This is a genomic window from Atribacteraceae bacterium (assembly GCA_035477455.1).
Taxonomy (GTDB): domain Bacteria; phylum Atribacterota; class Atribacteria; order Atribacterales; family Atribacteraceae; genus DATIKP01.
In genome coordinates this window covers 16,823-39,625 of the sequence record DATIKP010000172.1, presented here as the reverse complement: position 1 = coordinate 39,625, position 22,803 = coordinate 16,823, and the positions used below count along the sequence as shown (strand labels likewise).

Genomic DNA, 22,803 nt, shown 5'->3' with positions numbered 1-22,803 from the left:
CGTAGGTCTGAAGATGAACCGGAAAAGCAGTAGACGGAAAAATCCCCTGTGAAGTGGGCTAAATGCCTGCTACAAAAGCATTTATTTACGAGTTTCCTGGGAACTTCGGACTAAACATCCTTTCGTATTGTCTTGATTTCATCGACCCCCCGGCGAAGGGTATTCATCACCAGACAGGCCCGTTCACTGGCTTGAACGATACGGTCTTTTTCCGACTCGGAGAGGTCTCCTTCCAGGGTGACCTGCATCTCGATTCCCCCGATCCGGGCGGGGGCGGAGGCAAGATGCCAACTGAGAAAAATCGTTACTTTGGTAAGGGAAAAATTTTTTGTGGCGGCATATTTGAATGCGGTTCCGGCGAAACAACTGCCCAGGGCGGCGGCGATATACTGGGTGGGCCAGTGCCCGGTTTGGCTCTCGGCCCCGCTGCTCTTGAACAATATGGTGCTGTCTCCGATCCGGGCTGCGATTCTACCTTCCTCCGCCGTTAAAATTACTTGTGCCATTGCCCTTAACCCCCGGTTTCTGTATTATGTGACCATTATACTATGTGTTTTTTAGGAGGCTGTTATGAAGAGAGCTCTTTACGTCGTCATCGCCGTGTGTGTGGTCATGTTGTTGGCCGGATGTGCCCAGGTGGAAGTCGCTATCCGGGTGGATAGTAACGCCAGCATCCCCGCTGCCCGACTGGCTATTTCGACGAGTGAGTACACAATATTCAACCAGCTCAAGAGAGCGGCTGTTGACGAGTATCAGAAGTTGTCTCCCGAGGAAAGGCAACATGTGCAAATCCAGACCAAGGAAGACGGCGCACCGTATATCGTTGCCTGGGTCTGGAATTTTCCCGACCAGGAGGCGGCTCAGGAATTCACCCGGCGATTTCTGGGGAGTACCGCTCAATTAACCAAGGAACAGGATCTGATCATCCTGCAGGCGCAGCTCAGGGGATCAGAAATGGAAGGGGTCATCAACCAGCTGGGGGCCGCCGCCACGGTCCGGCCGTTTTTGCACAATATCAATCTGACAATCAAGGCTTATATGCCCGGTGAGATTCTCAGCTTCGTTGATGGTGCGATCGATCAGGATGTCTGGTTTCTCGATCTTAATCTGGGTCAGGTCTATCAACAAAAACCGACCTTTGATGTTGAAGTGATTTCCCGGGGAGGGTAAGTCGAAACCCGTCCAGGCTGGCACAAAAAGAACAAACCAAAAGGCGGGTTCTTCGGGACCCGGCCCTTTGGTTTGTTCTTTATTCGGTCTTTCAGAGTTTCGCAATCAACGAGTGGGCAAGGTCGGCACAAATCCGATAACGGTCATGGTATTCGAATTCTTTTTCTTCATTCAGGTACGCGACGGTGCGGACATAGAGGAAGCCCTCACCTTGTCCTGTCTCCAGAAAATCAACAATGCTGGTCTCCAAACGGCGATTTATCCGGTTTTCCTCCTCTCCCCATACTTCGGTGATCAGAGAGTCCTCTTGGATCAAGGCGAGTATGGCGGTTCTCTGACCTGAGAAACGAAACCGCAGGTCTTTAAAGCCGTAGCTCACCGCCGCATCACGACCCGGCAGGACATAGGAGGTTGTTTCGGAAAACCCGGAGTGGGGAGAGCGTTCGAGAACCTTAGCGCCGGTTTGCAACAGGGCATTGAAGAGTGTGGAAGAAACCTGGCATATGCCCCCTCCGTACCCGGGAACCAGTCTCCCGCTTACCACGATCCACCCTTTTTGATACCCATCTTCCTTTTCCGCCGGACCAACCACTTGGTTAAAGGAAAACTCCTCTCCCGGCTCCAGAATGAGGCCACTGATGCTGTTGCTGGCCTTGCGGATATTGAATAACGTTTCCTCATTCCGGCCTGCCAGTGATGTCGTGTGGGAGGCGAGGAGATGGGGCAGACCCAGCGAAACCATCAGGATTTCGGTCGTTCGGTAGGGTTGTTGGACGTTGAAATCTTCGACGGGTATTTCTACGAAGCCGTTACTGAGTGCCTCCTTAAGCCTGGATTTGCTCTTTTTGACATTCAGGGATCGCCCCGGTTGAGAGGGAATGATCACAGAGTCTTCCATCCGGGCATCGACCGGTGCGCGATAAGCCTGTTCGGCAATCGATCGTAAAAGTTCTTCGACTGCCTGTTCATCCCAAAGAAGACGGAGGGAAATTTCCCCTTCCTGGCTTTGCCTGATCGTATTCCTCATCCGGGGCATATCAAAGCGAATGCCCAGACGCTGTTTCTCGATGGGAAGAGTCTTTCCGTCCAGAATAAGAGAAAACGGCTTTTCCAGCCATTTCTCTTCCAGGATTTGAAGGAAGAGGATGATCTCCGAGGATCTGAGACCCCGCAGACTCCTGCCAAGAACCGTATTCTTCCGGTCCCCGGGAAAGGGGTTTCCCAGAACCAAGGCACCCGCAAGGATACCGAGTGTAGTACAAACTATAAGGAGAAGTCGTACGTTCCTCAATCCAGACTCCCGCTATCTTCCGGTGCTGCTGTCAGACAGTGTCATAGACGGTCGCGCTCCGGTAGCTATTATTCGGGGAGGGTAGAGGTGTCCAGCCCTCGATCCTCTTCGGTCATCGGCGCACCCGGCGCATCACCGAGCTCATCGAGCGCCTCGGGCTGTTGATCCGGTTCGGTAGTTTCCGGTACCCTTAGTTCCAAAGCGTCCCCCGGCAGGATTTCAGCCTCGGAATCCTCAGGAGCGACTGAGGGATCTTCGGATCTATCGGCTGCTTCGCCGATTTCTGGGATTAACAGTTCCGAGATGACGATTTCCGACTTCCCCCGCAATTCGGTGAGGAGGTTATTGATCCGGATCTGTTCCTGTTCTCTTCTGAGAAAATCGCGAATCTGCTCCTGACCTTCTTCGTAGGAGGTTTCTTCTCCGGGCTGGTATTCAAGTACCTTATAAATGGTAAATCCATCGGTCCCTTCTATGGGTTCCGTCAAGCCGCCGTTTTGTCCGGCCTGTAGGGCGATGGTCTCTCGGGCATTCTCCGGAAGGAGAGTTTCTGTAACCCAACCCCGCTCACCCCCTCGTTCCCGGAAGGGGTCGGTGGAGTTCTCCAGGGCCAGTTCAGAAAAGTCACGACCGAGGTACAGCTTGGTGAGTAAGGCATCCGCTTCTTCCCGGGTCGGGACTGTGATTTGGGATAGGGAGTAACGGGCCGGTACGGTGAAAAGCTCACGGTTTTCATCGTAATACGATCGTACTGCATCGTCGGGAATGACAATGTCGCTTCCCAGGGTTTCAGATAGTTTCCTGATCATCGTTTCTCTTCGGAAAGCCTCCCGCAACGTTCGCATGTCCAGGTTCTGGAATTGCAGGAAACGGTTCCAATCCTCCGGAGATGGAAATTGCGTGCGGAGTTCGTCGATCCGGGTGCTTACTTCGGCATCGGTAGTGCGGACACCCTGAGACCGGGCTTCCTGATATAGCAATTCGTTGTTGATCAAGTTTTCCAGGACTATCCTGCGTAATAAAACGATGGCGTTTTCGTCTAATGCGCTCAGGGTAGCCTGATCATACTGAGCAATGACGCTTTGAAAAGCTAAATTTAAATCGTTAAAGCTGATCGCAGCGTTGTTGACCGTGGCGGCCGCATTGGCGGCTCCTCCCGGTTGGAGGGGTTGACGTGCGCCGTACCCATAAAAAATGGTCGCAGCGAACGCCGCCACAACGACGATCAGGATGACATTGAGATTTTTGCGAATGCTCCTCATCATAATACTTTTTCCACCTCAGTCGGAAACGATTTTGTTTTTCCATACTACCCGAGACCGGAACCCTTGTCAATTTCGGGCCGATTCGTTACAGTAATACCAAAATTCCTGGTAAAATGTTCCCCTTGACGAAATACGGCGTTTTCACCGGCTGGTCGACACTCTTCACGTAACGTCGCCGGCTTTGGCGGTTAACTTTGTCCGGTCACGAAATTGATGAAACGATAATTTATATCCCGATACCAGGGTTGTCAGCCAGGAGGTTGAGGTCATAATGGAAATAGACGTTTGTCAAATTCAAACGATTCTCCCTCACCGCTACCCCTTTCTCCTTATCGACAAGATACTGACCCTTGAAGAAGGCCGGGCGGTTGGCTTGAAGAACGTGACGATGAATGAATGGTTTTTTCAGGGGCATTTTCCCGGAAGACCGATCATGCCCGGGGTGTTGATCCTGGAAAGCATGGCCCAGGTGGGCGCGACGATGATGATGAACATGAAGGAGTTCGCTGGCCGTATACCCTTTCTGACCTCGCTGGACAACGTCAAGTTTCGCCGGCCGGTGGTACCCGGTGACCAGCTGCTGATCGAGGTAGTACTCTTGAAAATGCGCCGACAGATTGGAAAGCTCAGAGGCGTCGCCCGGGTTGGTGAGGCGATCGCTGTGGAGGGGGAAATTGGCTTTTCCCTGGTTGAAAACGGGGAGGAAAACGCTTGAACGAGCGTTTCGTGAAAATATTGGGGATCGGTACCGGGATCCCGGAAGCGTGTCTTACCAACCGGGATTTGGAACGGATGGTTGAAACCAGCGATGAATGGATTACGTCGCGAAGCGGCATTGCCGCGCGGCGTATCGCCGCTCATGACGAGCCGGCTTCCGCCTTGGCCGTTACGGCCAGTCGAAAAGCTCTCGAAGATGCCGGCATCGATGCGTCTGAGCTTGATTTGATTATTGTCGCGACCGTCACACCGGATATGTTGTTCCCGGCGACTGCCTGTCTTGTCCAAAATGAGATCGGGGCCCGAAAAGCCGCCTGCTTCGATTTGGAAGCGGGGTGTACTGGCTTTGTCTATGCTCTTTCCATTGCCGAGAAATATTTAACGGGAGGGGGAGGGCGGAAAGCGCTGGTGATTGGCGTGGAAACCCTATCAAAAATCGTTGACTGGCAGGATCGGTCGACTTGTGTCCTGTTTGGTGACGGCGCTGGTGCAGCGGTTCTGGGTTTGGCTTCCGAACCGGGTATTTATGCGACCTATCTCGGTGCCGATGGAAGTGGCGGCCGACTTCTCGAACTTCCGGCTGGCGGTTCCCGTTTTCCGGCCTCTTCTGAAACGCTGTCCGAGAGATTGCACTTTATCCATATGAATGGCAATGAGGTCTTCAAGTTCGCGGTACGAATCATGGAAGAGGCTTCGCGGGAGGTCCTGCGTAGGGCCGGTATGTCCATTGAGGTGGTCGATCTGTTCATTCCGCACCAGGCCAATATCCGGATTATACATGCAGCGGCCAAACGGTTGGCCGTTTCGCCGGACCGGATTTTTGTCAATGTTCACAAATACGGGAACACCTCTTCGGCTTCCATCCCGATAGCTTTGAGTGAAGCCCGCGAGGAGGGGAGAATTCAGGATGGTAGCCTTGTGCTTCTGGTCGGTTTTGGAGCAGGTCTGACCTGGGGCTCCGCCCTTATCCGCTGGTAAAGGAGGTTTGAACGATTGAATCGAAATGTTGTAGTGACCGGGATAGGTATTATCAGTCCCGTCGGTCTGGGGAAGGATGAATTTTGGACATCCCTGGTGGAAGGGCGGTCCGGCATCGATCGGATAAGAAACTTTGATCCCTCGGCGTTCGATACGCAAATCGCTGGTGAAGTGAAAGGTTTTCGGGCGGAAGACTTCCTTACCCGCAAGGATGCGCGCCGGATGGACCGGTTTTCCCAGTTTGCCGTCTGTTCGTCACGTATGGCGGTAAGTGACGCCGCTTTGGTGCTTGATGATATGGACCGGAATCGGGCTGGGGCCATCCTGGGATCCGGAATCGGTGGGATCAATACCTTTGAAGAACAGCATCGGGTTTTACTGGAAAGAGACCCCCAGAAGGTAAGTCCTTTTTTTATCCCGATGATGATCGTCAACATGGGAGCGGCCAATGTGGCGCTGCAACTCGGCTTGAAGGGACCAAACGGTTGTGTCTCAACCGCCTGTGAAGCTTCGACGAGTGCGATTGGTCAGGCTTTTCGTATCATTCAACGGGGAGACGCCGATGTGATGGTGGCGGTCGGCTCGGAAGCATCCATTACTCCTCTGGCCTTGGCTGGTTTTTGCGCCATGAAAGCCCTTTCCACTAAAAACGACGAACCCCAAAGAGCATCCCGCCCCTTTGACGCCGGCCGGGACGGATTTATTATGTCTGAGGGAGCGGCTGCGCTCATTCTCGAAGAAGAAGAATTTGCCCGTATGAGGGGCGCAAAGGCGTATTGCCGGGTCACCGGGTATGCCTCAACCTGTGATGCGTTCCATATTACCGCACCCGATCCGGAAGGGCTTGGTGCCGCACGAGCCATGATCCTCGCTCTCCTGGATGCCGGGATCAGACCTGAGGACGTGGATTATATCAATGCCCATGGGACTTCAACGCCGCTCAATGACCGAATGGAAACCATGGCCATCAAAAAAACATTCGGGAAATGGGCTGACCGCCTGCATGTTTCGTCGACGAAATCGATGACCGGACATCTCCTGGGAGCGGGAGGTGCCCTCGAGGCGGCGGCCACCATTTTCGCAATCTACCACGGGATCATTCCTCCCACGATCAACCTTGAGGACCAGGATCCCGAATGTGATTTGAATTATACGCCACTTCGAGCGGTGAAACTCCGGATCCGCAATGCCCTGTCCAATTCCTTCGGTTTCGGCGGACATAACGGAACCCTGATTTTTCGCCGATGCGAGGCCTGAAACATGTCGGCCTGGTGGGTTTTACCGGTTAACTACCTGATAGGGTCCCTACCTTTTGGGCTTCTTCTCGGCTGGCTGGTCCGGGGCGTGGATATCAGAAAATATGGGAGCGGAAATATTGGAGCCACAAATCTTTTCCGGGTTGCCGGCTTCGCTCCCGGTGTACTTTCCGGAGTCTGTGACGCCCTGAAAGGTTTTGTTGGGGCCTATCTTGCAACTCGTTTTGTTCCCGACCCGTATCTGTGGCTGGCGGCGGTTTTGCTTATCGTTGTGGGTCATAATTGGTCGTGTTTTCTTGGTTTCAAGGGGGGGAAAGGGGTTGCGACAACCCTGGGAGTGGTTTTTTATCTCTCTTGGCCGACGGGAATCATCTGTTTTCTGAGCTGGATTCTGACCGTTGCCGTCAGCCGATATTCATCCTTGGGCTCATTGATGGGGGCCATCCTTATGCCGGTGTTCCTGTACGTGTTCCAGGAAAAATCCACAGCGATTTGGTGGGGAATATTGACCGGAGGACTTGTGTTTCTCAGGCACAAGGAAAACCTGAGGCGATTGTACCAGGGCAAGGAACTCAAGATTGGACAAAAAGGGGAGAGTGAATAATCATGGCTGGATTGGTTCATGAACTGGGTCAAGAGGATTTTGAACGGGAAGTACTGCAATCGGACTCTCCGGTCCTGGTCGATTTTTGGGCCTCCTGGTGTATGCCCTGCCGGATGATGGCCCCGGTCCTGGAAGAGGTGGCCCAAGAGTGGGCTGGCAAAGTCAAGGTCTGCAAACTCAACACCGATGAGGTTTCGGAGATAGCCGGACGTTATGGGATTAGCGCTATACCGACCCTCATAATTTTCCAGGGAGGCCAGGAACGAGACCGGATCGTAGGATATGTGCCGAAGACGACGATCGAGGGGAAAATTAAAACGCTGACTAAGACGTGAGAAGATACTCGTCTGCTTTCGGGTTTATCCTGTTCTTCCTGGGAATCATCTTGACCGATTGGTGGCCCGGGGAACCCGTCCGGGCTCTGGTCGTTGATGAGAGCAAAGTCTACGGATATAACAGAACCCGCTTGATCTGGAACCAGGCTCGTTCGAGAAAAATGGTAACCTTGACCTTCGACGACGGGCCCAACCGGCAGACAGATGAGATTCTTCGGATACTTGACCGGTATCGGGTCCGGGCGACTTTTTTCCTGATTGGAAGCCAGGTGTCCCGGCATGCCAGTCTAGTGTCGAGAATAGTCCAGGCCGGGCACGACTTAGGGAATCATACCTATTTACATCTCTGTGTCTCTGGAGCAACCCTCGAAGAACTGGAGCGGGATATTGAACGGGCTGAAAAAGCGATTGTGAATGTCAGCGGCAGGATTCCTCTTTACTTTCGACCACCGGGAGGAGTGATCACTGAAACGGTGAAAGAGGCCAGCGGCCGGAGGGGGTACAGTATCATGCTCTGGGACGTGGATTCTCGTGATTGGGCATTACGGGGAGAGAGCGCTGTAATCGTAGAAAATGTTTTGCAACAGACCCGGCCCGGTTCGGTCATTCTTCTTCACGATCTTCCCCAGACCGTGGAAGCGCTCCCTCTGATTATCGAAGGACTTCTCAATCAGGGCTACAGTATAGTCCCGGCCTCCGAACTCTTTCGTTATTGAGAGATCCAGACGCTTTTTCCAGGACCCCGATTAATGATTATTCGTAAAAAGAGATAAAGGGGAAAGGCTTTGAAGCCGGGGGTCCGGCAGTCGCGGGGCCGACTTGTCCTGTGCGGTGGGGGGAGAGAGGACGGAGCATTGACGACAGATGACACCAGCCTCTCTCCTACGGTGAACGTTTTTTTTATCAGATTTCCAGGTAATGAGGGGTGACTTTCTCCATGGTTTCCAGATCCGCCTTGAGTTTCATGATCGATTCCTTGTTATCCAGAAGTTCCAGGATCACCAGCCCATCTTCTGAGCAAAAATCCGTCGACACTTCATGAATTCCCAACCGGGTCCGGATAACACATCCATGTTTGGTCAGAGCCTCCTGGACTTTCGGTGCCTGGTTCGAGCGGGCTTCAATCTTGATAATTAAAAGCTTGCGTGCCATACAGTTCACCTCCCGGAAATACAGGCTGTAGCGGTTTAGCGATTTAGGCGGTTAGGTACGACCAAAACAATTATCCTTTTTTTACCTAACAGGCTAACCCTCTACAACCTAAATGCCTGTTTGTTTTTCACAGTCTGACAGCTCGTTTTTTCCCATTCCGCCAGGTCAAAGCGCAGCGGCGGAGTACTCCTTCGTTTTCAATTATACATTGGGGGGGGGTCAAAAACAATCAGCCGGGCGTCTCAGCCGGAGGAGCGTTATTTTCCGCCGGGCACACTGGGGCTCTTTTGTCAAGTTGTGGGGAAATAGCTTCGAGATGGTACAAACCCCAAAAGCATTTTTCTCCAGTAGACCTTCACGTTTCTCAAGCCACAGGATGCCCGTTTTAGCATCTTAATCTTGGTATGGCACCCCTCGGTGAAGCTTAACCTCTGTCTTTGCTACCACCTTCTCCTCCCCTCCCCAGACCTCCCCCCACTTTGTAATCTTTAAGTCCGAGCAGGATTGTGGTACCATCATCTTGGCCTCTGACCATGCTGGTAAGACCTCCTTCCCTTTAATTTTCTGTTCCGGGGTCCTTACCACCATAAGTTTTTTTGATATTCTTTTCCACACAATATAAAGTAGAGCCGCACACTGGTTGACAGGCCCACGAGAGGGAGTCTATACTACTATGCTAAGACTAACGAAAAAATGTATGGCTTTGGTTGAAAAGGGGATGAGCAAATCCCCCTCGTCCCTGGGACGAGGGGGATTTTATTTTCAGGCTTCCGATGGGGAGGGATGACTGTTGGGGGAAACATTGCGTACATATGAGGAAATCAACGAAAAGGTCAAACGGGGAAAGGCGGTGGTGGTCACCGCCGAAGAAGCGATCGGCCTGGTTCGGCAGAAAGGATTGGAGCGGGTAGCCAGAGAGGTTGACGTCGTCACCAGTGGGACATTTGGAATTATGTGTTCTTCCGGTGCCTTTTTGAATGTCGGTCATACCAAGCCGCGCATGAAAATCAGCGAAGCCTTCTTGAACGGTGTGGCGGCCTATGGAGGTCTGGCCGCGGTTGACCTCTATATCGGGGCGACTCAGCCGGCCAAAGACGATCCACTGAACAAGGTCCACCCCGGAGAGTTTAAATATGGTGGTGCACACGTCATTGCCGATCTGGTGGCCGGAAAAGACGTTCACCTGGAAGCCTTTGGATATGGCACGGATTGCTACCCCCGCCGGACATTGTCAACCTGGATTGCCCTGAAAGATTTAAACCAAGCCTATCTTTACAATCCTCGTAATGCCTATCAAAATTACAATGTAGCGGTCAACTGTTCTGACCGGACGCTCTTTACCTATATGGGTGTATTGCTTCCCAACCTGGGCAATGCCGGGTTTTCTTCGGCCGGACAACTCAGTCCCCTTCTCAAGGATCCATATTACCGAATCATTGGGATTGGGACGAGAATTTTCCTCGGAGGGGGGACTGGCTATGTCAGCTGGCAGGGAACTCAGCACAATCCGGGAGTGAAAAGAAATGAAAAGGGTGTTCCGTTGAGCGGAGCGGGAACACTCGCGGTGGCGGGAGATATGAAAGGCATGCATTCTGACTGGCTGTGGGGGGTCAGCCTGCGGGGTTATGGCTGTTCGCTGGCCCTGGGTATAGGCGTTCCGATCCCGGTCCTGGACGAAGAAACGTTAAACCATTGCGCCATCGCCGATGAGGATATCCTGGCGCCGGTGATCGATTACAGCGACGCATATCCCAATGGGACCGGTGAAATGCTTGGCTATGTCAGCTATGCTCAACTCAGGACCGGCCGGTTTACCCTGGCCGGCAAGGAAATAGCCGCATCCCCCTTGTCGAGCTATAGCAAAGCCCGTGAGATAGCCAATATCCTGAAATCATGGATACAGGCAGGGTCGTTTCAGCTCAGCCGACCGGTTGCCTTACTGCCTGGACCTGAATCCGGCGTAATTTTTCGTAATCTGACGGAACGGCCGGCCAATCATCATCAGACGGCGATCAGGAGGTGAATCGGATGACCAGTTCACGGAAGGTGGTGTTGCGTTTCCCCCCGCAGGCAGCTAACCAACCCTTGGTATGCGAACTGTCATTGAAATTCGGGCTGGTTTTCAATATCCTTCGGGCATCGATCTCTCCGCACCGGGAAGGGTTGATGCTTCTGGAGATAGTCGGAGAACCGGACCGGCAGGAGGAGGGACTCCGTTATCTTGCGGATAAAGGACTGGGGATCGAGGCGCTCAGCCAGGATATCCGGAAAATCGAAGAACGCTGTTTTCATTGTGGAGCCTGTGTCGGCGTTTGCCCGACCGGAGCGCTCACGTGCGATCGGGAGTCATATCTCGTCAGCTTTGAAGAAAAGCAGTGCATCGCCTGTGAAATATGTATACTGTCCTGTCCTACCCACGCTATGGAAGCGTTAATCTAAATGTTCGATGGCCCTGTATGAGCGCCGGTTTTACCGGGACCGACTGAGAGGAGCCGGCCTCCACGCCTTTATAGTCAGAGAGGGAGAGAGTGACATTTTTGTTCTCGCCCAAAGGGACATTTCCAGTCTGGTTCGTGATCAGCTCCGCCGGGAAAGAGAGGCTCTTCTCCGGTATTTGACGGTGGATCCCTTTTTTCAAAACACCCTGATTCCCCGCGGTGTTTTTCCCGAAGCCCCGCCTGTCGTACGCCTGATGTCCCGCATGTCTTTTCTGGCCGGAGTGGGTCCCATGGCCGCGGTTGCCGGAGCGATGAACGACCGGATTGGGTCGCTGTTCGGGACGACCTTTGGTGAATTGATCCTGGAAAACGGTGGTGATCTTTTAGTGTACTCGAAACGGGAGCGGGTTGTCGGTGTGTATACCGGAAAACGATCGCCTTTTCGGGACAAACTGGGTATCGTTCTCCCGCCCGGACGGTACTGGGGCGTGGCCACCTCCTCAGGAGTGGTGGGTCCGTCGTTCAGCTTCGGACAGGCCGATTCGGTCACGGTCCTGGCCGCTTCCTCGGCTTTGGCTGATGCCTGGGCTACCAGGCTCGCGAACGAAGTGAAAACGGATGGAGATATCCAACGAATCTTGGAATTTTCGGCCCGTTTCCCGGAAATGGAGGGTGTGGTGGTCTGTTATCATGACCGCCTGGGGGTGTGGGGAGCTGTTCAATTGACCGAAGTGGATTACAGCGGCTGGGATAATCCGGCCAACTTCTTCCCTATGAATTCATTGTGAACCGAAGGACATCTTTGCATTATTTTCCCCTGTTGCGATAGAATACCGGCAGAAACGCGCATGAGAAAATTGAATAAGGAGTCGACGGATAATGATGACGATCGATACGGCAAGATACCGCTTAGATCCAAATCAGCTTCGCTGGTTTTGCGACCCGGAACAGTTCGGTTTCGATTGTACGAACAGTGTCGAGCCGCTCGAGCAGTTCATCGGACAGGATCGAGCGTTACGGGCAATTGATTTTGGTTTGAACATTCATCGGACAGGATACAATATTTTTGTGACCGGCTTGTCCGGCAGTGGACGGGCGACGGCCGTGAAGAGTTCCATCGAAAGCCTGATCCAAAAAAAAATCACCGACGGGGAAAGCTTCCCCCTGTATGATTGGTGTTATATATTTAATTTCGATAACCCAGACTGTCCAAACGGCCTCCGACTGAAAGCCGGGGAAGGGAAATTGTTTGCTGCCGATACCGACGCTTTACTGAAAAATTTAAAGGAGGTCATTTCTAAGACTTTTGCCAGCGATGATTACAAAAATCAAAAGCAACTGCTGATCGACGAACACCAGCGCCGACACCGGCAGGCAATTCAGGACCTGGAAAAACAAGCCTCTGATGGGGGCTTTGCTTTTCGTATGACTTCCATTGGTCCGATCCTGGTGCCCATGCGCGAGGGTAAGGCCATGACTCAGGAGCAATACGTGGCTCTTGATGATGCCGAGAAAGAAGATATCGAGAACCACCGGCAGGCCCTGCTCAGCCGGATCAATAAAGCTTTTGAAAACGTGCACCTTCTGGAGTCTGAACTGAAGAACCAGGTGGCGGAGCTCGACCGGAAAGTAGCGGGTCTTTCCATTACGCCGGTTTTTGTCGCGTTTTCTGAAAAATACTCCGCTTCGCCTGAAGTCCGGTCTTTTCTGAACCGCCTCCAGGATTTCACCCTTTCGTTTATCCACTTGTTTCGGGAATCGCCGGAATCTCAGGCACAGCATCCCCAGACGGCGGCCTTCCAGCGTATCCAGGACCCATTCAATCCCTTCAGGGTGAATGTGTTTGTCGACAATGCCGAACGTACTCAGCCACCGATCATTCAGGAAAACCACCCGAACTGGAGCAATCTCTTCGGCCGAATTGAACGGCGGGCGTTCATGGGGACCTATTTCAGTGACCATACCATGCTGAAGAGCGGGGCGCTGCACCAGGCTAACGGCGGGTATATAATCATGTATTTTCGTGATCTTATTGTTAATCCCGGTGTATGGGATGGCTTGAAACGAGTCTTGAAAACCGGTGAGTTGAAAATGGAAGACCCCTGGGAACAATATGGGTTGATCGCCCCTCAAGGGTTGAAACCGGACCCTTTGCCTTTTCAGGTTAAAGTGGTACTCATCGCCGATGACCTTCTCTACCGCCTGCTCACGTTTTACGATGAAGAATTTCGTGATCTTTTTAAAGTCAAAGCCGATTTTGATACCCAGATTCTTCGTACCGACTCGATCCTATCCAGTTATGCCTGCTTTGTCAAAGCGTGTTGCGATTTGGAAAAGCTTTTACCTTTTGACCGGGGCGGGGTGGCCAAGTCTCTCGAATATGCCTCCCGCATGATTTCTGACCAAAACAAACTGACGTCCCGACTGGGGGCCGTTAAGGATCTTTTAATCGAAGCCGATTTTTGGTCTCGGCAGGACAGTGCCCAAGTGGTTTCAGCCAGTCATGTTCAGAGGGCGATCGAAGAAAAACGGAGGCGACACGGCCTTATCGAAGAGCGACTTCAAGAATATATACTCGCAGACGTCCTGTTCATTGATACTGACGGGGCGGTGCCTGGCCAGATCAACGGCCTGTCGGTTACCGATCTGGGTGATTACAGTTTCGGACGTCCATCCCGGATCACTGTGCGGACCTACCTCGGCAAACAGGGTATTGTGAATATTGAACGGGAGTCCCGCTTAAGCGGCCGGATCCATGACAAGGGGGTCATGATTCTGGGAGGCTATCTGGGGTACCGGTATGCTCAGAACAAGCCGCTGTCCCTGGCCGGCTCGGTATGTTTCGAGCAATCGTACGAAGGTGTCGAAGGAGATTCGGCGTCGCTGGCCGAAACCTGTGCCCTTCTTTCATCTCTTGTGTCCATTCCGTTACGGCAGGATATCGCGGTAACCGGCTCAATCAACCAGAAAGGCGAGGTTCAGCCAGTCGGCGGGGTAAACCAAAAAATCGAAGGGTTTTTCAAAACCTGTGAGGCACGGGGCTTGAGTGGCACCCAAGGGGTCATCATCCCCACCAGCAACGTCAGGAACCTCATGCTCGAAGAAGAGGTCGTCCAGGCGGTCCGGGAGGGGCGTTTTCATGTCTATGCCGTCCGGACGGTGGACGAAGCTCTGGAAATCCTGAGCGGTATGCCCGTAGGGGAACGGCGGGAGGATGGGAACTACGACCCGGAGACCTTCAATGATCTGATTGACCGGCGTCTTCGTGAGAATGTACTGCTTCTTCGCCGGCTCAGTGAAAAGAACGATGAGGAGAAGAAAGAGAAAAAAGAAAATACGGATCCGGCCGAGGAGAAAAGTGATCACTCTTCTTTGACCTTACTTGACAAATGAATGACAAGGTGATTAAATTTGATAGTCGAAGAAGGTAAAAACGTAGACAGCACAATGGCGGTCCGGAAAGGGCGGTGAAATAAATGAATGAAGGGAAGTTCAACCTGGCAGGAGATGAGCCTCCGAGACCTTCTTTGGAACTTGAAAACGAAGAGACACAGGTGCGAGCGGATATAGACGATTTGAGAAAAGCGCTCGAGGAACAACAGAGAATATCCGAAGAGAACCGGCGCAAAGCCGATGAATATCTTGATAATCTAAAGCGGTTGAAGGCTGATTTTGAAAATTTCCAAAAGCGGGAGATCCAGAACCGTCAGAATTTCATCCAGGGGGCGAACCGAGACTTGATTGTTCAGTTTTTACCCCTGGTCGATGACATGGAAAAAGCGCTTGAGGAGAGCCGGAAACACGCGGCAGGTCTCTTGTTCCTGGAAGGTTTTGAATTGATTTACCGAAAGATGATGAATACGTTGGAAAAGATGGGAGTCAGGCCGACCGTTTCGGTCGGGGAGAAGTTCGATCCCAAGTATCACGAGGCAGTGATGATGGTTTCCTCGCCCGGTCATGAGGACTATGCAGTGGTGGAGGAAATTCGCAAGGGATATCTATTTCACGAAGAAATGCTTCGAGCGGCACAGGTCAAGGTCAATCGAAGCGACGTGGATAAATTCGCCTGAGAAGAAGGAGGTCGGAAATTATGGCACGAGTGATCGGTATTGATCTGGGCACAACCAACTCGGCTGTTTCCTACATGGAAGGTGGACAGCCGGTTATCATACCCAACAAAGAGGGATCGCGGTTGACGCCGTCCATCGTCGCTTTTGCGAAAAACGGTGAAATTCTGGTCGGGCAACTCGCAAAACGTCAGGCCATTACGAACCCCCGCAATACGGTTTTCTCCATCAAGCGGCTCATGGGACGACGCTATGAGGATGAGGAGATCAGCAAGGCGAAAAAGGTGCTTCCCTATGAAATCGTTCCCGGAAAACACGGCGAAGTTGCGGTGAAGATCGGTGATAAGAGCTATACCCCGCCCGAGATCTCAGCGATGATCCTTCGGAAGCTCAAAGAAGATGCGGAGGATTATCTGGGGGAGAAAATCACCGAAGCGGTGATTACCGTTCCGGCATACTTCAACGACAGCCAGCGCCAGGCGACGAAAGACGCCGGAAAAATTGCCGGCCTTGAAGTCAAGCGGATCATCAACGAACCGACGGCCGCCTCCCTGGCCTACGGTTTGGGGAAGGGGAAGGAAGAAACGATCACGGTGTACGACCTGGGCGGAGGTACGTTCGACGTTTCCATTTTGGAAATCGGCGAAGGGGTTTTCGAGGTTAAATCAACCTCGGGTGACACGTTCCTGGGCGGTGACGATTTCGACCAGCGGGTGATGAACCATATTATTGAAGAGTTCCGCAAAGATCAGGGGATTGATTTGCGGGGGGACCAAATGGCGTTGCAGCGTCTGAAGGAAGCTGCGGAGAAGGCTAAGATGGAGCTTTCCAGCTCGGTCCAGACTGAAATCAATCTGCCGTTCATCACCGCGGACGCGAGCGGTCCGAAACATCTGGTCATGACTCTGACCCGGGGTAAGCTCGAACAACTGACCATGGATCTTATCGAGCGGACCATGAGTCCATGTGAGGCTGCCCTGCGGGACGCTGACTTGAAGCCGGATAAAATCAACGAGGTTGTCCTTGTGGGGGGCATGACCAGAATGCCCAAGGTTCAGGAGATTGTCGAGCAGATTTTCAAAAAAGAACCCCGGAAAGGGGTCAACCCGGACGAGGTGGTCGCTATCGGCGCGGCGATTCAGGGCGGGGTGTTGAAGGGGGACGTCAAGGATGTCCTGCTTCTCGACGTCACGCCGCTTTCTCTGGGTATCGAGACCATGGGCGCTGTTTACACCAAAATCATCGAACGGAACACGACGGTTCCGGTTTCCAAGAGCCAGGTATTTACGACAGCCGCCGACAGCCAGACCACCGTGGAAATCCATGTCCTGCAGGGGGAACGACCGATGGCACCAGACAACGTTTCCCTGGGACGGTTCCAGTTGACCGGCATTCCCTCGGCTCCCCGGGGAGTTCCGCAGGTCGAGGTTAAGTTCGATATCGATGCCGACGGTATCCTGCACGTGTCGGCGAAGGATACCGCGACGGGGCGGGAACAGGCGATTACCATCAAGGCCTCCAGCGGTTTGAACAGAGAAGATATCGAGCGGATGATCCGGGAGTCGGAAATTCACGCCGAAGAAGACCGGCGAAAAAAGGAAGAAGTCGGAGCAAAGAATCAGGCCGATAATCTAGCCTATTCAGCGGAGAAAACACTACGCGAATCCGGGGGTAATGTGTCGCCGGAAACGAAATCCCGGGTGGAGAGTGCGGTTAAAGATCTCCGGGAAGCTCTGCGGGGATCAGACATTCCCGATATCCGGCGGAAGACCGAGGAACTTCAAAACGTTGCCCATGCCATGGCTCAGGAACTGTATCAGAAAACCGCCTCGTCCGGATCTACCGCAGGTGGTGCCGGGGAACGGCCCTCCGGCGGAGCAGGGTCGCGTGAGGACGAGAATGTTGTCGACGCTGACTACCGGGTCGTCGATGAGGAAAACAAGTAAATCAAAACCAGCGGCCCCGGCTTACCGGCTCCGATTGGAAGTCCGGGGCTTGACGTCAACCAAGCGTACTATCCTGTACCAAGAGGGACATTGACCAACTCTTGCCTCTTAGCGGTATAATACATGAAGTGTGGATCTATTGCTAAAGGTGGTTTTTTATGAAAAGGGATTATTATGAAGTTCTGGAGGTAGAGCGTACCGCATCCCCGGAAGAGATTAAGAAATCGTTCCGGCGTCTGGCCCGCAGACACCACCCCGATGTCAATTCCGGGAACAAGGATTCGGCGGCTCGCTTCAAGGAAATTAACGAAGCCTACCAGATTCTCTCCGACCCGGAAAAACGGACGACCTATGACCGTTTTGGTCATGCCGCGTTTGATCGCTCTTCCGTGACGGGACAGGGAGGATACGGGCAAAATTTTGACCCGTTCGGTAATTTTTCCGGCTTCGGTGATATTTTTGATATGTTTTTTGGAGGAAGTACCCGGACCCGGAACCAAGAACGCTCGACCTATGTCACGAAGGGGATGGATATTGATCTCGAAGTGACCCTGGAGTTTCTCGAGGCGGCGTTCGGTGTGGAAAAAGAGTTGAGTTTCCAGAGATCGGAGATTTGTCCGGATTGTCAAGGGATCGGAGGAAAGAAAAAAACGTCCTGCTCCCACTGTCGGGGAACCGGTGAAACTCGCCATACCCAGACTTCGTTTTTTGGCTCGATGACCGTCGCGCGGCCCTGTACCTATTGTCAAGCGCGTGGTTGGATGGCTGAAGACAAGTGTGCAACCTGCCGTGGGTCAGGAAAACACCGCAAAGAACGTAAAATCAAGATCAAGATTCCTCCCGGTGTCGATACCGGTTATCGTTTACGGATAAGCGGAGAGGGGGAGGCCAGTCCCAATCAGGGACCGCCCGGTGACTTGTTTTTGCAGATCAAGGTCAACCCGCACAAGGAACTGACCCGCAAGGGGAAAGACATCTACTTTGAATTGGAGCTTTCCTACCCGCAACTGGTCTTGGGGGAGGAAGTTGAAGTACCTACGCTGCATGGCCAGGAAACGATCCGGGTTCCTGCGGGAACTGAAGGAAACACCTTGTTACGATTGCGGGGAAAAGGATTGGTTGACCCCCAAACCGGCAGACAAGGCGATGAAGTGATTCGGGTACAGCTTCGGGTTCCCCGTCATGTCACCGGGGAACACCGACGTCTCCTCGAACAGTTGCTTCAGTTCGAACGGGTGAAGACGGCCCCGACTAACGGGAACAAGAAACAGGGAGGTATTTTTGACCGCCTGAAAGAAGCTTTTACGCATACCGAAGAATGAGACGGCAATGGCTCGGTACTATTTTGCCCCATCATTGAAAAAAGACCGTCGAATTCTGCTGCGGCCGGAGGAAAGCCGTCACCTGCGTTCCGATCGGGTAAAGCCCGGTGCGGAAGTGGTTTTAAGTGACGGGAAGGGTTCCGTGGTTACGGCCGTCTTACAGGGGTGGCGGGAGGAACGCGCTTTACTGGACATTGTCGAAAACCGCCCTGTACCCCAAACGCCCTCTTTGCTCTGTTGTTGTCTGGCTCTGATCAAAAGCCAAAACCGCTTGGACTGGGCCGTGGAGAAAATGACTGAACTGGGTGCCGGAGAAATCGTTTTTTTTCCTGCGGCGCACAGCATCCGCCAATCCCTCACCGTGAATCACCTCGCACGGATGGAAAAAATAATCCGGGAAGCCGGGAAACAGACGGGGAAAACGGTTCTGCCCCGCCTGCTCTGGCTGGAACGGTGGGAGGACTTCATCAGGTATCTCATTCAGGAGGGCGGCATAGTCTACCCGGCGTTTCCCGATGAAGACATGACCTTATTGCGGAGGCTTGGCGATTGCGCCAGGGACCGAGCAGTGCTGGTGATCGGGCCGGAAGGAGACTTCACTTCTGGGGAAAAAGCCACTTTGGCCGGTCTTCCGCGTTCCAGACCGGTTCGCTTGACGAAGGACATCCTCCGCAGTGAGACGGCTCTCTTCTATGGAGCCTCCCTCTTGTCCGCTTTTTTGGAAGACGACCTTGAAAGTTGCCCTGAAAACCCTTGGTTGTAAGGTCAACCAGGCCGATAGCGACCTGTTTTTGACCAGTATCCGGAATACCGGTTGGGAGACGGTTTCTTTCTGGGAGCGGGCTGATGTGTATGTGATCAACTCCTGTGCGGGTACCCGGGAAGCGGAACGCAAATCCAGCCAGTTCGTGTGTCGAGTGCTCCGAGCCAATCCCGATGCCCGGGTTATATTGACTGGTTGCCTGGCTCGCAGACTGTCCCCCCCGGATCGTTCATCCTTTGACCAGCGGGTCGAAGTTCTTTCCTCTCCGGACAAAATCGAAGAGCTACTGAGTCGCTTCAGCGGATCTGACGGGTATGCACCAGTTCAAGCCGAGATCCCCCGGGGAACTCGCGCCCGGGTGTGGTTCAAAATTCAGGACGGGTGTGACCATTATTGTAGTTACTGTATCGTTCCCCACCTGAGAGGGCCGGTCGTTAGCCTTCCACCGGAACGGGTTCTCCGGTCTGTTCGCACTCTCGAGGAGGCGGGATACCGGGAGATTGTACTGTGTGGAATCAACGTGGGGTATTACGGGAAAGACCTTTACAAACCCGGATTGATTGATCTCTTGGAGCGGCTGGTGCGGGAGACCGGCCGGGTCCGTTTTCGGCTGAGTTCCCTGGAACCTTTCGCGGTGACCAAACCGTTTATCGAGCGCTATTGTGCTTTGGGAGACCGGGTCTGCCCGCATTTTCATCTCCCCCTGCAAAGTGGTAGCGATCGGATTCTTACCCTGATGAACCGGGGCTATACGGTTAAAGAATATGCCCGCATCGTGGAACACCTGCGCTTTCACAGCCCGTTGGCAGCAGTGACGACCGATCTGATGGTCGGTTTTCCCGGAGAGACGAAAACGCTCTTTACAGAAACGACGTCTTTCATCCGGGAGATGGACTTTGCTCGGATCCACCTCTTTGTTTTTTCCCCCCGCCCCGGGACTTCGGCGCTTCTTCTGGATCGCGAGGGGAGGATCGGTAGAGAGGAAATAAGAAGGCGAAAGAAAATTATCCTGGAATTAGCCGAAAAAAGCCATGAGGCATTTCAAAAACACTTCCTGGGAAAAACGGTACCCGTCCTGATCGAGTCAGTGCGGGATGGAGTGGCCGCCGGACACAGTGACCGATACGTTGGAGTCACCATTCACGGTGTGGAGAAAGAGTCACCCGGGGACCTCGTTGACGTATTTGTCGAAGGCGTCGAAGGGGGAGTGCTCACCGGGCGGTTGATTTGAACCCGGGAATGGCATACCGGTTCGTGACCGCCGTTTCATTCACGAAGGAACAATACCTGTTCTGGCCCGGTTACCTATGGTATAGTAAGAAGATGGGTTCGCCTGCCGTTTCTCTGAAGGGTGTGCGGAGTCATAAACGAACAAAGGGGGTATTTTGCATGCAGTTTCGTCTGATTCACCTGAGTAGGCTGGTCGTATTGCTCGTACTGGTTATGGTTGTTTTTTCCGGGTGTTTGAATATGGGGCCGACGCCCACTCCCACTCCCAGTCCCACCCCGGAAGAACCAATTGAATCACCGGACGCAGTAAACTTCACCCTTCCCAACATTGATGGCGGCACGGTGTCCTTGAGCGATTTCCGGGGAAGACCGGTCTGGCTGGTGTTCTTCCGGCCTGGTTGTCCTGCTTGTACGGATCAGGCTCCGATAGTCGCTCGGCTTTACGATCGATACCGTGATACTGAAGAGTTGGTGGTGTTGGGTATCGGTATCGAAACGAACAGCGCCCAGCTCAGACAGATTCGCACCAGATACGGATGGACATTCCCGGTTCTTAACGATTTTGACCGCACCGTCTACCGGCAGTTTTTTACCGGCGGTGTTCCGGCCAACGTCTTCATCAACCGGCGGGGCGAGGTGCAAGACGAAGTGCTGGGGAACAGGGACGAAGCCGTGTTTGGATGGTACCTGAATCAAATATTTTAAGGCCCGGGGATTTTCTCCCGGCCGGTCCACCGGGTTTTTAGAATGTGTGGCGGAGAGGGAAAGGGTGAGTGACCCGGCCTCTCCGCTTTTTTTAACGAGCGAGGGCTTCCACCAGGTATTCGTCGAGCAGGTCTGCTTGGGCCAGAAGATCCAACAGGGTGATCCGGCCGCGGACATACCGGGAAAAGCGGCAGGCGTTCCGGAGTAAGGTCTCCGGAAATCCCAGTTCCTGGAAGGTGACCGGCGCTCCGCACCGCTTCAGGGTTTTTTTCGGATCGGGAACCGGAGCGAGGGTTTTTTCGACGGAACGCCTCATCTCTTCAATAGTTGCCGGGTTGGGAAGGCGGGCGAGGCGGAGACCTCCGGTGACTTTCTCCCGGGCTTCCTGTTCAACGAAGGGGAAGAGCGGACCAAAGTGGAGCATGACCTCATCAAAGCTTTCTTTCTTTATGGTTCCGGTCATAAGTTTTTCCCAGTCGAAATCAGGGAGGTGTCTGAGAAAGTGGTCGAACATCCGTTTCACCAGGATGGTCGCCGCACCTACTCGTAAACCGTGTAGCGAAGGATGCCGGTCCTGCTGGAGACTCATGATCTCCAGGTAGTGGGCGATTAGATGCTCCGCCCCGGAAGCCGGGCGGGAATCACCGGTAATAACCATGCTGAACCCGGAATTGAGCAGAGCGACAGCCAAAGCGTAAACAGCGTCCGGGTCGCGGCGGCCGATCGCCTCGGCTTTTTCTTCCAGAAGGTTGAGGGCCCCTTCCACCAGTTCCCAGGTGTATTCGCACACGTCTTCACCCAGCAGGTAACGGCGCAGTTCCCAGTCGGCATTGGCGGTGATTTTTCCGATCAGGTCGGCAAACCCGGACTGGATTAGTTCAAGGGGGGCCGCACACAGGATGGCGAGGTCCATGAAGATAGCCTGGGGAGGTGAAGCCGGTAGAGTCTCTTTGTAGCCCCCCACGAGCATGGGAGCTCCGGGGGAGGGGTATCCGTCCATCGAGGGGGCGGTGGCCACCACCGCGTAAGGAATGCCGATCCGGTGACTGACGAACTTGACCAGATCGTTGATCACTCCGGAACCTACGGCCAAAATCAGGTCGGGATCCTGATGCAGAAACTGTCCCAATTGGCTGCGGGCCTCCTCGTCCGGTTCGAGAAAAGCGAAACGGTCTTGTTTTTTCAGGCACGCGGTGATGGTCTTGAAGCGGTGGCCGACGAGGATTCGCTCCACCTTTTCCCCGCAGGCGGCGTAGGTGTTTTCATCGGCCACCAAGAGGATCTTCGTCGGGGAAACCAGTTCGTGAAGAACGGAGGGAATGCGCTTGAGCACATCATTGCCGAGCAGGGTACGGCGGACTGGTATATGATGGGTTTTCCCGCAGCGGCAGGAAAATGTCGATTCCCTTTCGAAAAAAAACAGGTCATTGATCACTGAATTCACCCTCCGATTCAGGTATGGTCCGGTCCGGTCCGGTTCGGCCCGGCGCTTTGGGCGCGAGAGAGGAACCGCCGGAGGAACCGGGAAACCCGTTGCTCCCCATAGTGTATCAGAATCGGATAC

The 22,803-nt window shown here is 53.5% G+C and carries 22 protein-coding genes; 17 read left to right on the top strand and 5 right to left on the bottom strand.

Going from position 1 to position 22,803, the window contains the following annotated elements; genetic code table 11:
• Positions 1-110: 110 nt before the first annotated feature.
• The gene (locus tag VLH40_10475; protein ID HSV32424.1) at positions 111-506 is read right to left on the bottom strand and encodes an OsmC family protein; all 396 of its coding nucleotides are present in this window, start codon (positions 504-506) and stop codon (positions 111-113) included.
• 64 nt (positions 507-570) lie between these two features.
• Here VLH40_10475 and VLH40_10470 point away from each other — a divergent pair, with 64 nt between their 5' ends.
• Positions 571-1,170 carry a hypothetical protein gene (locus tag VLH40_10470; protein ID HSV32423.1) on the top strand — a complete coding sequence of 200 codons (600 nt, stop codon included), beginning with the start codon at positions 571-573 and terminating at the stop codon, positions 1,168-1,170.
• A gap of 91 nt (positions 1,171-1,261) precedes the next feature.
• On the opposite strand, the gene VLH40_10465 is transcribed toward VLH40_10470, so the two are convergent.
• On the bottom strand, positions 1,262-2,461 hold the full coding sequence (locus VLH40_10465; GenBank protein ID HSV32422.1) for a VanW family protein: 1,200 nt from the start codon (positions 2,459-2,461) through the stop codon (positions 1,262-1,264).
• A 68-nt stretch (positions 2,462-2,529) separates the two neighbouring features.
• Positions 2,530-3,726 carry a SurA N-terminal domain-containing protein gene (locus tag VLH40_10460; protein HSV32421.1) on the bottom strand — a complete coding sequence of 399 codons (1,197 nt, stop codon included), beginning with the start codon at positions 3,724-3,726 and terminating at the stop codon, positions 2,530-2,532.
• A 271-nt stretch (positions 3,727-3,997) separates the two neighbouring features.
• On the opposite strand from VLH40_10460, the gene fabZ reads away from it, so the two are divergent.
• Genes fabZ through VLH40_10430 form a run of 6 tightly spaced genes read left to right on the top strand, consistent with a single transcriptional unit; the run spans position 3,998 to position 8,332 of the window.
• Entirely contained in the window at positions 3,998-4,441 is a 444-nt protein-coding gene (gene fabZ, locus VLH40_10455) for a 3-hydroxyacyl-ACP dehydratase FabZ (GenBank protein HSV32420.1), read from the top strand.
• Positions 4,438-5,421 (top strand): beta-ketoacyl-ACP synthase III, encoded by a 984-nt coding sequence (locus VLH40_10450; protein ID HSV32419.1) that lies wholly within the window; start codon positions 4,438-4,440, stop codon positions 5,419-5,421. The genes fabZ and VLH40_10450 overlap by 4 nt, the downstream gene beginning before the upstream one ends.
• A 15-nt stretch (positions 5,422-5,436) precedes the next feature.
• A complete protein-coding gene (gene fabF / locus VLH40_10445) occupies positions 5,437-6,678 on the top strand; it encodes a beta-ketoacyl-ACP synthase II (protein ID HSV32418.1) in 1,242 nt (413 codons plus the stop codon).
• 3 nt (positions 6,679-6,681) lie between these two features.
• Positions 6,682-7,281, top strand: coding sequence for a glycerol-3-phosphate 1-O-acyltransferase PlsY (plsY, locus tag VLH40_10440; protein ID HSV32417.1), 600 nt, complete (start codon positions 6,682-6,684; stop codon positions 7,279-7,281).
• A gap of 2 nt (positions 7,282-7,283) precedes the next feature.
• On the top strand, positions 7,284-7,616 hold the full coding sequence (gene trxA, locus VLH40_10435; GenBank protein HSV32416.1) for a thioredoxin: 333 nt from the start codon (positions 7,284-7,286) through the stop codon (positions 7,614-7,616).
• Positions 7,613-8,332 (top strand): polysaccharide deacetylase family protein, encoded by a 720-nt coding sequence (locus tag VLH40_10430; protein HSV32415.1) that lies wholly within the window; start codon positions 7,613-7,615, stop codon positions 8,330-8,332. The genes trxA and VLH40_10430 overlap by 4 nt, the downstream gene beginning before the upstream one ends.
• A 187-nt stretch (positions 8,333-8,519) precedes the next feature.
• Here the strand turns inward: VLH40_10430 and VLH40_10425 are convergent, their stop codons facing one another.
• Positions 8,520-8,768 carry a hypothetical protein gene (locus VLH40_10425; protein HSV32414.1) on the bottom strand — a complete coding sequence of 83 codons (249 nt, stop codon included), beginning with the start codon at positions 8,766-8,768 and terminating at the stop codon, positions 8,520-8,522.
• A 790-nt stretch (positions 8,769-9,558) separates the two neighbouring features.
• Between VLH40_10425 and VLH40_10420 the strand changes: the two genes are divergently transcribed.
• The 10 genes from VLH40_10420 (at position 9,559) to VLH40_10375 (ending at position 21,239) form a co-directional block, all read left to right on the top strand.
• Entirely contained in the window at positions 9,559-10,791 is a 1,233-nt protein-coding gene (locus VLH40_10420) for a homocysteine biosynthesis protein (protein HSV32413.1), read from the top strand.
• A gap of 5 nt (positions 10,792-10,796) precedes the next feature.
• Positions 10,797-11,207: an NIL domain-containing protein gene (locus VLH40_10415; GenBank protein ID HSV32412.1), complete on the top strand. Its 411-nt coding sequence runs from the start codon at positions 10,797-10,799 to the stop codon at positions 11,205-11,207.
• Positions 11,208-11,214: 7 nt separating this feature from the next.
• The gene (locus tag VLH40_10410; GenBank protein ID HSV32411.1) at positions 11,215-11,994 is read left to right on the top strand and encodes a UPF0280 family protein; all 780 of its coding nucleotides are present in this window, start codon (positions 11,215-11,217) and stop codon (positions 11,992-11,994) included.
• Positions 11,995-12,085: 91 nt separating this feature from the next.
• A complete protein-coding gene (locus VLH40_10405; protein ID HSV32410.1) occupies positions 12,086-14,599 on the top strand; it encodes an ATP-binding protein in 2,514 nt (837 codons plus the stop codon).
• 83 nt (positions 14,600-14,682) lie between these two features.
• Positions 14,683-15,276: a nucleotide exchange factor GrpE gene (locus VLH40_10400; protein HSV32409.1), complete on the top strand. Its 594-nt coding sequence runs from the start codon at positions 14,683-14,685 to the stop codon at positions 15,274-15,276.
• Positions 15,277-15,296: 20 nt separating this feature from the next.
• The gene (gene dnaK, locus VLH40_10395; protein HSV32408.1) at positions 15,297-17,219 is read left to right on the top strand and encodes a molecular chaperone DnaK; all 1,923 of its coding nucleotides are present in this window, start codon (positions 15,297-15,299) and stop codon (positions 17,217-17,219) included.
• 158 nt (positions 17,220-17,377) lie between these two features.
• A complete protein-coding gene (dnaJ, locus tag VLH40_10390; protein HSV32407.1) occupies positions 17,378-18,541 on the top strand; it encodes a molecular chaperone DnaJ in 1,164 nt (387 codons plus the stop codon).
• Positions 18,542-18,548: 7 nt separating this feature from the next.
• Positions 18,549-19,304 (top strand): RsmE family RNA methyltransferase, encoded by a 756-nt coding sequence (locus VLH40_10385; protein ID HSV32406.1) that lies wholly within the window; start codon positions 18,549-18,551, stop codon positions 19,302-19,304.
• On the top strand, positions 19,273-20,535 hold the full coding sequence (locus VLH40_10380) for a MiaB/RimO family radical SAM methylthiotransferase (GenBank protein ID HSV32405.1): 1,263 nt from the start codon (positions 19,273-19,275) through the stop codon (positions 20,533-20,535). Before VLH40_10385 ends, VLH40_10380 begins: the two co-directional genes overlap by 32 nt.
• 158 nt (positions 20,536-20,693) lie before the next feature.
• Positions 20,694-21,239, top strand: coding sequence for a TlpA disulfide reductase family protein (locus VLH40_10375; protein HSV32404.1), 546 nt, complete (start codon positions 20,694-20,696; stop codon positions 21,237-21,239).
• A gap of 91 nt (positions 21,240-21,330) precedes the next feature.
• Here VLH40_10375 and VLH40_10370 read toward each other — a convergent pair whose 3' ends face one another.
• Complete coding sequence (locus tag VLH40_10370; GenBank protein HSV32403.1) at positions 21,331-22,674, bottom strand: sn-glycerol-1-phosphate dehydrogenase; 1,344 nt, start codon at positions 22,672-22,674, stop codon at positions 21,331-21,333.
• Between the last annotated feature and the right edge of the window lie 129 nt (positions 22,675-22,803).

Bases quoted from the DNA above. Each gene is read 5' to 3' on its own strand.
- VLH40_10475 (HSV32424.1), bottom strand. From the start codon at position 506: ATGGCACAAGTAATTTTAACGGCGGAGGAAGGTAGAATCGCAGCCCGG.
- VLH40_10470 (HSV32423.1), top strand. From the start codon at position 571: ATGAAGAGAGCTCTTTACGTCGTCATCGCCGTGTGTGTGGTCATGTTG.
- VLH40_10460 (HSV32421.1), bottom strand. From the start codon at position 3,726: ATGATGAGGAGCATTCGCAAAAATCTCAATGTCATCCTGATCGTCGTT.
- fabZ (HSV32420.1), top strand. From the start codon at position 3,998: ATGGAAATAGACGTTTGTCAAATTCAAACGATTCTCCCTCACCGCTAC.
- plsY (HSV32417.1), top strand. From the start codon at position 6,682: ATGTCGGCCTGGTGGGTTTTACCGGTTAACTACCTGATAGGGTCCCTA.
- trxA (HSV32416.1), top strand. From the start codon at position 7,284: ATGGCTGGATTGGTTCATGAACTGGGTCAAGAGGATTTTGAACGGGAA.
- VLH40_10425 (HSV32414.1), bottom strand. From the start codon at position 8,768: ATGGCACGCAAGCTTTTAATTATCAAGATTGAAGCCCGCTCGAACCAG.
- VLH40_10415 (HSV32412.1), top strand. From the start codon at position 10,797: ATGACCAGTTCACGGAAGGTGGTGTTGCGTTTCCCCCCGCAGGCAGCT.
- VLH40_10410 (HSV32411.1), top strand. From the start codon at position 11,215: ATGGCCCTGTATGAGCGCCGGTTTTACCGGGACCGACTGAGAGGAGCC.
- VLH40_10405 (HSV32410.1), top strand. From the start codon at position 12,086: ATGATGACGATCGATACGGCAAGATACCGCTTAGATCCAAATCAGCTT.
- VLH40_10400 (HSV32409.1), top strand. From the start codon at position 14,683: ATGAATGAAGGGAAGTTCAACCTGGCAGGAGATGAGCCTCCGAGACCT.
- dnaK (HSV32408.1), top strand. From the start codon at position 15,297: ATGGCACGAGTGATCGGTATTGATCTGGGCACAACCAACTCGGCTGTT.
- dnaJ (HSV32407.1), top strand. From the start codon at position 17,378: ATGAAAAGGGATTATTATGAAGTTCTGGAGGTAGAGCGTACCGCATCC.
- VLH40_10385 (HSV32406.1), top strand. From the start codon at position 18,549: ATGGCTCGGTACTATTTTGCCCCATCATTGAAAAAAGACCGTCGAATT.
- VLH40_10375 (HSV32404.1), top strand. From the start codon at position 20,694: ATGCAGTTTCGTCTGATTCACCTGAGTAGGCTGGTCGTATTGCTCGTA.